The organism is uncultured Porticoccus sp. (assembly GCF_963975625.1).
GTDB lineage: Bacteria > Pseudomonadota > Gammaproteobacteria > Pseudomonadales > Porticoccaceae > Porticoccus.
The window spans coordinates 184,985-196,250 of the sequence record NZ_CAXBHS010000005.1 but is presented as its reverse complement, the minus strand read 5'-3'; the positions used below and the strand labels follow the sequence as shown (position 1 = coordinate 196,250).

The following is an 11,266-nucleotide window of genomic DNA, read 5'->3' as shown; positions in this document are numbered from 1 at the left end:
CTGGAGGCCAACTTCTTTGCATCTTTCTGGGCTTGCTTGGTGTAAACCAACTTCCATGTCACCAGTCCAACTCCTCATCGCATTCATCCACGGGGGTCTCCATCCCCTCACGAATAGACTCCCGCATACCAGGTACGGAGAGCAGGTAGAGTGTTTCCTGAATGGCCGACCAGTCTTCCTCGGAAACCAGCACGGCTTTGTTCCGCTTACCCATGATGACGATTGGTTGATGAGATTCAGCTGTTTCATCAATCAACCGGTAAAGGTTGCTACGCGCCTCAGTTGCAGTGATTCCGGTCATGACGCACCTCTTGTGTGTTTAACTTTTAACCGAATTGTACGTCTTTAGGTACGTACGTCAAGACGAACGTTTTGTATAACGCTTGAGACCAAAGGGGTTGGAGTGAATAAATCTTGATCAGCCTAGCGGTGAAAATGGTTAAAAAATATTCGTTACGACATCTTTATTTACCTTTGTTTAAAAAGTCTTATCTAACCCCAATTATTTTCGCTTTATCACTAATCATTTAACAACTTCTACCATTTCGTTGTAATGAACTTCATCGACCTCTTGAAGCCAAGTAAAAATATCACCAATTACATTTTGACTTTCACCAACAAGGTTTTCCGCCGAATCCTCGTTAATCTCTATCACAACACTATGAGAATATTTATTGATGAATCGGTAGATTTTTTCTTTTGTTGCTTCATCCGTAACTTCACAATTTTTTAGACCACGATCCATTAACTGGGCAATATCACTTCGATACTTTGGAAACTTGAAACTAAAGAAGGATTCAAGCAATTTTCTCGCAAGATTTGCTGTCAAGAATGCTTCGTCTCGTGATAATGCAGGGCTGTCTCTATATGCATGAAGCCTTGAAAAAATGTAGTGGTATTCTGAATTGTAATTCACCAAGCTGGAATCAGCGTCTTTAAATGTTGAATGACGAGGAATAGCTGTTGATGCTTCAATTGTATAAAAGAACGCATTCTGGTCTTTAGGTGGGTTTCTTCTTCTCCTATTACGGTTTATTCCTTCGAACCAATCTCGAATCAATTTGAAGTAGGTGAAGTTGTGTGTAAATACAAATAACTGTTTTGCTGTATCACAATTACTTCTAAGGAACGAATATGCATGAAACAGGTGATTCGAATCAAAACTTGATACTGGATCATCGACTACAACAATAGTGTCTTCCATCTTGTTATCGTTTTCTTTTAGCTTAGTGATAAAGTAAACAAACGCAATGGCGGTTTTCTCACCTTCACTCAAATTCCCTTCTACCAGATCAGAATCATTTCGAAGTAATTCATAACCTTTTTTTACCGGGTTGAAATGAAGGGTTAATTCACTGCGACCAAGGAACTTGTGAAGTGATTCGTTAAACTGATCAGCGCCAAGACCTTCATTTGATAGTGACTCTTCAAGGGTTCGAATTTCGATATTTCGGTTATTTATGGTTGTTTTTAACGTATTGTTTGCGGTTGCACGTTTTGCAACTTCGCTTTTCTTGTCATGATAGCCAAAATCCTTGATTTCAGTGGTGGCATAGTGAAGTTCAAGCTGTTTCTTGGCTTTGTCTGTTTCTTCTTTGAAGTTGGCTGACTTGTGATTGTGCTTTCCAACACTTGCGCTAATAGCGGCCATGGCATTGTTGAAAGCCTTTATTGAAGATTCTTTGATAGCTTCGACCGCAAGACCTGTTTCAAGCGGGTTTGCAGTCTTTTCCTTCAGGGCAGTGTGCCAAGCTGATATTTCTTCGTTCAGGTTTATAGTAGCTTTATCCAAAGCTACACAGGCTTCACTGTATTCCTTTTTAAGTTCTTCGTAAAAGTCACTTACCGCTGGAAGCATTGGGGCTTGTACGTATTGACCAGCAAGCCAGCTATCAGCCTTTACAAGCCGATCTTGGAAGGCTTTGTAATCTTCATTGAAATGGGCTTCAAGCTGTTTGGCCCGTTCTTCGGTGATATTATTACCACAAAATTCACATTGGTTTGTATCGTGGCGCTTGTGAATTTCAAGGCCGGTTTCCACCCAAGATTTTATATCTCCATGTCCAACAAGCCGTTGAATAGTTTTGCTGACTACACTGGTCTTTAGAAGGTTATCAAGGCGTTCTTTCGCCTTGATAAAAGTTTCCTGACTTATGGTCTGTTGGATGAAACTGGCAGGGTTCTTTTGATTTGGTTTAGCCGCATTGGTTAATTGGATAATTTTCTCTTCATCAAGAAGCGGGGCGTCTGTTTTCATTGCTTGACGGTTTGCGGTGATAAATGCTTCGAACTTTGTTTTATTATAATTAAGATAATGACTATCAGACGTATCAATAGATTGGAGGCTCATTTTCAAGCGACGAGCACTATCAGTTCCAAATTTTGAAATGGCACCTTCCAAGTTTTTTATTTTTTCTGCTTCTTTGCTATGCGCTTCGGAATCGGTCTTTTGCGTCTTCTTCAGTTCTTCCAGCTTTTCGTGTTCTTCAATTTTGGCTTTGTCTACAAGCAAAATACTTTTGACAACGCTATCCCATGAAATATTTTCGTCAATGAAGTTTTGATTGAAGGTGTATACGTTCAGGTCAGATTCAGCGATGTTTTCTTGTGTGATTGCGGTGCCGGCGTCAATACCTACTGTCAATTCAGAAGAAGGGAATTTTTCTGAGTTAGCTTTGTTCTCGATGCACCTGAATATACCTGAAAGCGTAGATTTACCGCTACCGTTCCAGCCATAAAACAGATTGTATTTTCCAAAATCCTTGGCATTAGCGTTCGTGTGATTATGAAAGATACCGAACCGCTTTAGTTTTTGTATATTCTTTATTGCCATAACATCCCTGACCTAGAAATCACCCAATGCTAGATGGGCGTATAAAAGTTTGTTAATGAGGCCTTCGGCCTCATAATAATTATTAAAAGGCGGCCACTGTAATATATTACGCTTGCACCCACAGTCTTCCGTAACACGTTGACTTTCATAACAATCTATACACCATCAGATGTCCAAAATCTGTTATCAAGGCCGCGTTTGGTTTGCTGGACAAAAAAAGCTGGCAGGCTGAATCCGCTACCGACTCGAAATGATATTTTTGCAATATCGCCATTACCCTTCCTTTGGTTTTGGTTGCTTCCCGCATGCAGCAATTTGGCCGACTGGCCTTCACTAGTGCCACAAGTATTTCACTGCGGTCCTGTAGTCGCAACCGCTGTTAGTGGCCCCAGCCACCAACAAATTGATTAACCGTCCCATCCCACCTATCATCTTCACGCTTATCTGAATCCGGAGCCTCCATGAGTTTCAGCCATAATCGCGGACCCTTTCCCGCCACCCGCCTGCGTCGCAACCGCGTCGACGATTTCTCCCGCCGTCTGGTGCGGGAGTCGGTGCTGACCCCCAATGATCTGATTTACCCGGTGTTTGTGCTGGAGGGTGCCGGCCAGCGCGAGGCGGTGGGCTCGATGCCCGGCATCGAGCGGCTGTCCATCGATCTGCTGGTGAAACAGGCGCGGGAAATTGCGAACCTCGGCATTCCCGCCATTGCGCTGTTCCCGGTGACGCCGCAGTCCGCCAAGAGTCTGCTGGCGGAGGAAGCCTACAACCCGGATGGTCTGGCCCAGCGGGCGGTGAAAGCCATCAAGGATGCTGTGCCGGAACTGGGGGTGATGACCGATGTGGCGCTGGACCCGTTTACGGTGCACGGCCAGGACGGCATTATCGATGACCAGAGCGGCTATGTGTTGAACGACATTACCGTGGAGACGCTGGTGAAACAGGCCCTGTCCCACGCCGCCGCCGGTGCCGATGTCGTAGCACCCTCGGACATGATGGACGGTCGCATTGGTTCGGTGCGGGCAGCACTGGAACAGGCCGGGCATGTGAATACCCGCATCATGGCTTACTCGGCCAAATATGCGTCCAGTTACTACGGTCCATTCCGGGACGCGGTTGGCTCAGCGGGCAATATCAAGGGCGGCGACAAAAAAACCTATCAGATGGACCCGGCCAACAGCGACGAGGCGCTGCACGAATGCGCCCTCGATTTGCAAGAGGGCGCGGACATGATCATGGTGAAACCGGGCATGCCCTATCTGGACGTGGTGCGCCGGGTGAAGGATGAATTGAAAGCCCCCACCTTTGTGTATCAGGTGAGTGGCGAATACGCCATGCATGTGGCGGCGTTCCAGAACGGCTGGCTGAATCGCGAGCAGATCATTCTCGAATCACTGTTGTGCTTCAAGCGCGCCGGTGCCGATGGCGTACTCAGCTATTTTGCGATGGAAGCCGCCCGCCTGCTGAACGACTAGCCAGCGCACCTTTCAACCGGCAATATCCCGGGCAAAAATTGCTTTCAGATAGCTGGTTTCCGCAATGGCCGGATGCACCGGATGATCGGGACCCTGCCCGCCCTGTGCGAAAACCTGCAGCTGGCGATGCCGGTGAGCCGCCGCTGTTTTCACCACATCCATCAGCGCTTCACGCGACAAATGCATGGAACAGGAGGCGGAAACCAGTGTGCCGCCCGGGGCCAATAGTCTGAGCGCCAACTGGTTGATCTGATGATAGGCCTTTTCACCCTGACGCTGATCCTTGCGCCGCTTAATAAAAGCCGGGGGATCCAGCACCACCAGGTCGTAGGTACGCCCCTGATCCAGCACGGATTTCATTAGGTCATTGGCCTTGCCCTGCAGGGTGGTAAACTCGCCCCGGTAATCATTGAGTACCGCGTTCTCCTGCGCCAGAGCCAGAGCATCGCCCGACACGTCGATACAGGTGACCGAACTGGCCCCGGCGACCGCCGCCTGAACACCCCAACCTCCGACATAGCTGTAGACATCCAGCACTGACTTGTCTTTTGCAAAATGCTGCAGGCGCTGGCGGTTTTCCCGATGATCGTAAAACCAGCCGGTTTTTTGACCGGTGAGCAGCGGCGCCATAAAGCGAACACCGTTTTCCTCCAACTCCACCCGTTCAGGGATGTCTCCGGCCACGACCTCCACGTACTCCGGCAAACCTTCCATGGTGCGAAAAGAGCCCTGGTTGCGCAGCAGGATACCCGCCGGAGAAAACACTTCATCCAGCGCCTCAATCACCTCATTCCGCCGGCTGTCCATCGCCGCCGTGGTCAGCTGTACCGACAGATAATCGCCAAACCGATCGACAACCAGACCGGGCAGAAGGTCGGAATCACCAAAGATCGCCCGATAAAAGGGCTTATCGAAACACTGTTCACGCAGCTTCATGGCCTGCCTTAGGCGCAGCACAATCAGGTTGCGGTCGAGCTGGCAGCCCTGCTCCAGAGAATACAGCCGGGCGCAGATCAGGGTAGACGGATTCACCGAGGCCATGCCAACAAAATGCCCCCTGGCATCTTCGACAACGACAACCGCACCAGCCGAAAGGCCTTTCAGCGGTGTCATATCAGTGTTCACCTCATTGCTATATATCCACAGGTGGCCCGCGCGCAACCGACGGTCTGCACCGGTCTTGAGGCGCAAACTGGCTACCGGGGTTTGCTCGACGGGCGATTCAACTGACATGGCTAACTCCAAAAAAAAGGTAAAGCTACAAACAAAAAGAGCTGCCACCTGGCAGCTCTGCGTGGCGGAAACTGAACCGCCTTGATCCTGCTAATCGACTTTACTAATCGCTGGCCAGATCCTGATAACTGTCGGCGTCGAGCAGATCTTCCAGCTCATCGGGGTCAGACATTTTGAGCTTGAAGAACCAGCCGTCGTCATAGGGCGAATCGTTGATCGTTTCGGGGGCATTCTCGAGAAGCTCATTAATGGCAATCACCTCACCGGAAACCGGGGCATAAATATCCGAGGCCGCTTTTACTGACTCGACAACCCCGGCGTCATCACCCGCCACCAGCACAGCACCAATCTCGGGCAGTTCCACATAAACCACGTCACCCAGGCTGTCCTGTGCATGCTGGGTAATCCCAACGGTTACAGTGCCATCGCCCTCATCACGTGCCCATTCATGGGTAGGAGCATATTTCAGGTCCCCGGGTGTCTCGCTCATGGTGATCTCCTCGATATTGACGATCTAAAACTGTCGGCGATTCTAAACCCGATCGAGCGCAAACAGAAGTACCGAATCAGCCGAACTCACTATGTCAGGCCCATAGCCTGCCGGATCAACTGCTTTTTCAATGGTCCAGCACCGTTAAACAGGGCCATGCCGTCATTGCGCAGCAGTCGCAACGGCAGCTTGTCAGATTCAAACAGACGTTTGAAACCTTCCATCGCGGCCATCATCGCCAGATTCTGTGGCTTGCGGCGGCGCTGGTAGCGTGCCAGTGCCAATCGGTCGCCGGGGGGCAGCCCTCGCTGCAATGCCCGCTGCACTTCCTCTGCCAGCACAGCCGCATCCTGTAGACCCAGATTGACGCCCTGCCCCGCCAGGGGATGAATACTGTGGGCCGCGTCTCCCAGCAGGGCGACACCGGGAACCGTGTAATCGACCGCATGGCGCTGCCAAAGCGGGATGCAGTAACGGCGATCGGCAGCAACCACTTCGCCCAGACAATGGTCTGCCGCCTGACCGAGAGCCTGACAAAACCCCGTGTCATCGAGCGCCATCAGCGACTCCGCCACCGGGGTTTGTTGAGACCAGACAATGGAGCAATGTCGAGTGTCACCCCCGTCGCCCAACAGTGGCAGAAACGCCAGTGGCCCGGCTGGCAGAAAACGCTGTCTTGCCGTATGGCCATGGCTCTTTTCTGTGGCTACCGTTGTCACAATCGCATGATGGCCATAATCCCACTGCCTGAGCTTCAGACCACACAACCTGCGAATACCGGAATTCGCACCATCGGCTGCAGCCACCAGCCCGGCACTGATGGACCGGCCGTCCGTCAGGGTCAGAACGGCCATGTCAGAATCACTGCCGGCAATGTTCAGGTCCTCGACCACCGCAGGGCACAACAGCTCCACATTGGGCATGTCCTCCAACCGTTGCAGCAGCGCCCCGACGATCAGTGCATTTTCCACAATATGGCCCAGATTGGGCTGACGCACATCGGCGCAGTCAAACTCGATATGACCGGTGCCATCGGCTTCCCAGATTTCCATACGATGGTAGGCGCAGACACGCTGCGCCGCGATCGACGACCAAACACCCATTTGATCGAACAATTGTCGGGAGGATTCCGTCAGCGCCACGACCCGTGGATCAAAGCTGCTCGAAAGGTCGGGCATCGCAAAGGGACGCGCTTCCAGAACCCCGATGCGCAGTGATTGTCCCCAACTGGACCCGGCGATAAGCACGGCCAGACTGGCACCGACCATGCCGGCACCCACGACGACAATATCAAACGACTTTTCGGTCACCCGCTCTTTTTCAGCCACCGTTGGTATTTCCTAACACAGTCCCCAACATGGGCGTTCCCCGGGTCTCCAGCCCCATACCGAGCCGGGTAAATTGATGGCGCAGCAGCGGCACCGTATCCAGTGCCAGCAAACCGGTGTTGCGCAACAACGCCATCGGGATGGAATGCATGCCGAACACCCGGGGGAGTAAATCGCTCAGTAAAATGGTCTGTTGCTGGTCCAGTTGCTGCCGCTGAAGGTACTGTTGCAGCACGCTCAACTCTCCCGGGGTCTGGTGGTTTTCCGCTGCCTCACCCAGTGTCTCCGCCAGCACAGCCACATCGCGCAGGGCAAGGTTGAATCCCTGCCCCGCCACCGGATGCAAAGAATGCGCAGCATTGCCGACCACAACCAGATGCCTGCGCACCTGTTCTTCACTGGTGATCAGACTCAGGGGATACACCTGCCGACTTCCCACCCGGACAAAGGGGCCCAGCCGATAGCCAAACCGCTGCTGTAACCGGGCGAGAAATTCCGCCTCATCGGCCGCCAGCAATTCAGCCGCCTGCTCTGGCGGCATGGTCCAGACCATTGCACAGCGGTGCTCTCCGGCCATTGGCTGCAGTGGCAACATGGCCATCGGGCCAAGATCGGTAAAGCGCTCATAGGCGATGCCGCCATGATCCAGCTGCAACCCGATATTGGCGACCACGGCAGCCTGCCCATAATCCTTGCACCGGGAATCAATCGCCAACCGTTGACGGGTTTGGGATTGCGCACCATCGGCCACTACCAGCAGATCGGCACTGATCATCTCTACGGCATCCGTGCCATCGGAGGAAACCTGCAACTGCATACCGCCACTCGACGGGCTGACAGCCGCGACCTGAGCCGGTGCCGTCAACTCGACATCCGGCGCCCGCTGCAGCGCAGCCATCAATACGTCGCCCAGCTGGCGGTTCTCGACCACATAACCCAGCGCGGGCAGGTTCTGTTCGGCAGCCGTGAGCCGCGTCCTGCCAAAATGGCCCCGATCGGAAACGTGTACTTGACGGATCTCGGTGAGACCTTCATCCAACGATTGCCAGAGCCCCAGCAACTCAAAAATCTCCCGGCTGCTGTGAGAAAGCGCTGTAGAGCGCCCGTCGAAACTCGGCGGCAGGGCTGCATTGCTTTGCAGGGGAAAGGATTCAATGATCCGGATGCGCCAGCCTAACCTCAGATGGGACAGTAGCAATGCCAGACTGACCCCCACCATGCCACCGCCGACAATAGCGATATCCACCGCAGATTCGGAGGCAGCGCGGCCGGTCATTTGCCGGCCATCAGGGTTTCAATATCACTGGTTGTCTTGGGCGCATCGGCGCTCAGCACTACCGCGCCCGAACCACTCAACAGGATGTCATCTTCAATGCGTATGCCAATGCCCCGCCAGCGTTCATCGACCCGGGTATTATCCCTGGCAATATAAATACCGGGCTCGACGGTCAGAGCCATCCCGGACTCCAGCAAGCGCCATTCATCGTGCACCTTGTAATCGCCCACATCGTGGACATCCATACCCAGCCAATGGCCGGCGCGGTGCATATAGAAGTCGCGATAAGCGCCGGTTTCAACCAACTCATTCCGCTCGCCATCGAGAATACCCAGCTCAACCAGACCGTCAGTGATGACTCTCACCGTGGTCTGGTGGGGTTCATTCCAGTGATTGCCCGGCTTGCATGCTTCGATGGCTTCAAGCTGTGCCTGCAATACCACGTCATAAATCGCTTTCTGTTCAGCCGAGAAACGGCCGTTCACCGGAAACGTGCGGGTAATATCAGAGGCGTAGTGCTCCAGCTCACAACCGGCATCGATCAGTACGAGGTCACCACTGGTCAGCTTGGCGCTGTTTTCCACGTAGTGCAGGATGCAGCCGTTGGCACCTCCACCGACGATAGAGTTGTAGGCCGGGAAGCGGGCACCGGCCATGGCGAATTCGTGTTCGATCTCGGCCTGCAACTGATACTCGTACATGCCCGGACGACAGACCTGCATGGCGCGGCAATGGGCTCTGGCAGAAATACTCGCCGCCGCCCGCATGATCTTCTGCTCACCGGCACTCTTGAACAACCGCAACTCATGTAAAAAATGATCGAGATCGACAAGCTCCCCCGGCGGACTGGCCCCGGCCCTCGAGCGGGAACGGATACTGTTGATCCACTCCATAAGGTGGCGATCGAAAGAGGGATCCCGACCCATTGCGTAATAGACCTTTTCTCGACCCTCGAGCAGACCCGGCAGAATGTCGTCAATATCGTCGATGGGGAACGCGTCGTCTGCACCGTATTCGCTGCATGCTCCCTCCGGACCAGCCCGGTAGCCATCCCATATTTCGCGCTCGGGATTGCGCTCCCGGCAAAACAGGAGGAACTGGCCCTGTTCGCGACCGGGGATGAGTACTAGCACAGCCTCGGGCTCCGAAAAACCGGTCAGATAATAAAAATCGCTATCCTGCCGATAGGGGTAATGCGTATCCCGATTGCGAATGCGCTCGGCAGCGCCGGTGATGACGGCAATGCTGTTATCTGTCATCAGCTCCATAAGCGTCCGGCGGCGGCGGGCAAATTCCTGCTTGCTGATCATATAATTACGATGTCTCCGGAAAGAATCCTGGCGGTAAAAATCTAGTGAAGTGTTGGGGATAGGGGGTCGTCGACTTTCTTGTTCAACTCCGCATAGACCAATAGTATGGCCACCCTGACGTATTCGACCAGTTCAGTATAACTGACCTCGTCTTCTTCACTTTCTTCATCCAGGGTTCCGATCTGGGAAATGGCGGCCAGATCACCCAGCGCATCGGCGATATCCTCGGTCAGCGTCGCATCTTCGGAAAGTCCGGCGCTACCGAGACCGAACAGGAAACCCTGACACCATTCTCCCAATGACAGCAGGCGCTGATTCAGCTCGACCTCGTCACCTGGCAGCAAGGGTTGAAACTCATAGGTGCCACTGCTGATCGATTCAAGCGACAAAAGGTGCAGATCCGGCAATACGTCGCCGAGATCCTCCACTCGCTCCGTGACCACATCAAGCAACTGGCAGACCATGGTGATTAATTCTTCTCCCCCGGCATGCTGGCCACCACTGATACGACCACACAACAGACCATGCAACTCGGCAGGGCTACCCGGCAAATTGGCGCGTAAAAACGCATCGGCAATGTCATTAAAGTCCATATCCACCTGTACTTCCGGCAAGCAAATGAAGGGGGAATCCTACCACCCTTCGAAAGGCCAAGCATCCCGCCGTATCGCAGAAATAAAAACCCCAGTTCCCATAACAGGCTAGACAATATTTCTCGAAGCACTATTAAGGATTATTGACCGGCGTGTTAGGGCACAATATAGTGGTCTGCAATTATATTCACGGTTGGGTCCATGTCAGAAGATTTACAAACCCTTGAACAGAAAATTGATCGACTGATCAATATCTGTGCGCGCCTGCAGAAAGAAAACCTCTCCCTGCGCGAGCGTGAATCAACCCTTTTAAGGGAGCGCAGCAAGCTCCTGGAAAAAAATGAACTGGCTCGCAGCCGGGTTGAGCACATGATTGTCAGACTCAAAAACCTCAATAACGAAGGCTGAACCGGATGAACCCGCAGACTGTCAACATCCGCATCCTCGACAAGGAATATCAGGTCAGTTGTCCACCAGAGGAACGCGATGCCCTGCTGCTCTCTGCCCGAGCACTGGATGAGCGTATGCGCTCAATCCGCAACAGTGGTGGCGTTATCGGACTGGAGCGTATTGCCGTGATGGCGGCATTGAACCTCACCTATGACCTGTCCAAACTGGAAGCCCAAACCGCTAGCCATAGCCTTTCCGCTGAGGCCTTTCAGCGCCTGGACCGCAAACTCTCCTCCGCCCTGGAAAGTTTTGAGCCTTCCACCTCCTCCTTTTAACGA

General features: G+C 52.8%; 11 protein-coding genes. 3 read left to right on the top strand and 8 right to left on the bottom strand.

Annotated elements, in window-relative coordinates; translation table 11 throughout:
* Positions 1 to 58 precede the first annotated feature (58 nt).
* The gene (locus tag AACZ64_RS06810) at positions 59 to 301 is read right to left on the bottom strand and encodes a type II toxin-antitoxin system Phd/YefM family antitoxin (RefSeq protein WP_095611664.1); all 243 of its coding nucleotides are present in this window, start codon (positions 299 to 301) and stop codon (positions 59 to 61) included.
* Positions 302 to 523: 222 nt separating this feature from the next.
* The gene (locus AACZ64_RS06805) at positions 524 to 2,833 is read right to left on the bottom strand and encodes an AAA family ATPase (RefSeq protein WP_293614589.1); all 2,310 of its coding nucleotides are present in this window, start codon (positions 2,831 to 2,833) and stop codon (positions 524 to 526) included.
* A gap of 461 nt (positions 2,834 to 3,294) precedes the next feature.
* Here AACZ64_RS06805 and hemB point away from each other — a divergent pair, with 461 nt between their 5' ends.
* Complete coding sequence (gene hemB, locus AACZ64_RS06800) at positions 3,295 to 4,308, top strand: porphobilinogen synthase (RefSeq protein ID WP_293614588.1); 1,014 nt, start codon at positions 3,295 to 3,297, stop codon at positions 4,306 to 4,308.
* Between the two features lie 12 nt (positions 4,309 to 4,320).
* Here hemB and AACZ64_RS06795 read toward each other — a convergent pair whose 3' ends face one another.
* The 6 genes from AACZ64_RS06795 to AACZ64_RS06770 form a co-directional block, all read right to left on the bottom strand.
* On the bottom strand, positions 4,321 to 5,541 hold the full coding sequence (locus tag AACZ64_RS06795) for a class I SAM-dependent rRNA methyltransferase (protein ID WP_293614587.1): 1,221 nt from the start codon (positions 5,539 to 5,541) through the stop codon (positions 4,321 to 4,323).
* Positions 5,542 to 5,644: 103 nt separating this feature from the next.
* Positions 5,645 to 6,031 (bottom strand): glycine cleavage system protein GcvH, encoded by a 387-nt coding sequence (gene gcvH, locus AACZ64_RS06790; RefSeq protein WP_036858711.1) that lies wholly within the window; start codon positions 6,029 to 6,031, stop codon positions 5,645 to 5,647.
* An 89-nt stretch (positions 6,032 to 6,120) separates the two neighbouring features.
* Complete coding sequence (locus AACZ64_RS06785; protein ID WP_293614586.1) at positions 6,121 to 7,359, bottom strand: UbiH/UbiF/VisC/COQ6 family ubiquinone biosynthesis hydroxylase; 1,239 nt, start codon at positions 7,357 to 7,359, stop codon at positions 6,121 to 6,123.
* A complete protein-coding gene (ubiH, locus tag AACZ64_RS06780; RefSeq protein WP_293614585.1) occupies positions 7,352 to 8,635 on the bottom strand; it encodes a 2-octaprenyl-6-methoxyphenyl hydroxylase in 1,284 nt (427 codons plus the stop codon). Before ubiH ends, AACZ64_RS06785 begins: the two co-directional genes overlap by 8 nt.
* Positions 8,632 to 9,945 carry a Xaa-Pro aminopeptidase gene (gene pepP, locus AACZ64_RS06775; protein WP_339639805.1) on the bottom strand — a complete coding sequence of 438 codons (1,314 nt, stop codon included), beginning with the start codon at positions 9,943 to 9,945 and terminating at the stop codon, positions 8,632 to 8,634. The genes ubiH and pepP overlap by 4 nt, the downstream gene beginning before the upstream one ends.
* Before the next feature lie 41 nt (positions 9,946 to 9,986).
* Positions 9,987 to 10,559 carry a UPF0149 family protein gene (locus AACZ64_RS06770; protein ID WP_339639804.1) on the bottom strand — a complete coding sequence of 191 codons (573 nt, stop codon included), beginning with the start codon at positions 10,557 to 10,559 and terminating at the stop codon, positions 9,987 to 9,989.
* Between the two features lie 180 nt (positions 10,560 to 10,739).
* On the opposite strand from AACZ64_RS06770, the gene AACZ64_RS06765 reads away from it, so the two are divergent.
* Together AACZ64_RS06765 and AACZ64_RS06760 are read left to right on the top strand one after the other, a co-directional pair.
* Complete coding sequence (locus AACZ64_RS06765) at positions 10,740 to 10,946, top strand: TIGR02449 family protein (RefSeq protein ID WP_339639803.1); 207 nt, start codon at positions 10,740 to 10,742, stop codon at positions 10,944 to 10,946.
* 5 nt (positions 10,947 to 10,951) lie between these two features.
* Positions 10,952 to 11,263: a cell division protein ZapA gene (locus AACZ64_RS06760; protein ID WP_036858714.1), complete on the top strand. Its 312-nt coding sequence runs from the start codon at positions 10,952 to 10,954 to the stop codon at positions 11,261 to 11,263.
* Positions 11,264 to 11,266 lie beyond the last annotated feature (3 nt).

Excerpts from the sequence above, each read along its gene's own strand:
- AACZ64_RS06810 (WP_095611664.1), bottom strand. The coding sequence starts at position 301 with ATGACCGGAATCACTGCAACTGAGGCGCGTAGCAACCTTTACCGGTTG.
- AACZ64_RS06805 (WP_293614589.1), bottom strand. The coding sequence starts at position 2,833 with ATGGCAATAAAGAATATACAAAAACTAAAGCGGTTCGGTATCTTTCAT.
- hemB (WP_293614588.1), top strand. The coding sequence starts at position 3,295 with ATGAGTTTCAGCCATAATCGCGGACCCTTTCCCGCCACCCGCCTGCGT.
- AACZ64_RS06795 (WP_293614587.1), bottom strand. The coding sequence starts at position 5,541 with ATGTCAGTTGAATCGCCCGTCGAGCAAACCCCGGTAGCCAGTTTGCGC.
- gcvH (WP_036858711.1), bottom strand. The coding sequence starts at position 6,031 with ATGAGCGAGACACCCGGGGACCTGAAATATGCTCCTACCCATGAATGG.
- ubiH (WP_293614585.1), bottom strand. The coding sequence starts at position 8,635 with ATGACCGGCCGCGCTGCCTCCGAATCTGCGGTGGATATCGCTATTGTC.
- pepP (WP_339639805.1), bottom strand. The coding sequence starts at position 9,945 with ATGATCAGCAAGCAGGAATTTGCCCGCCGCCGCCGGACGCTTATGGAG.
- AACZ64_RS06765 (WP_339639803.1), top strand. The coding sequence starts at position 10,740 with ATGTCAGAAGATTTACAAACCCTTGAACAGAAAATTGATCGACTGATC.
- AACZ64_RS06760 (WP_036858714.1), top strand. The coding sequence starts at position 10,952 with ATGAACCCGCAGACTGTCAACATCCGCATCCTCGACAAGGAATATCAG.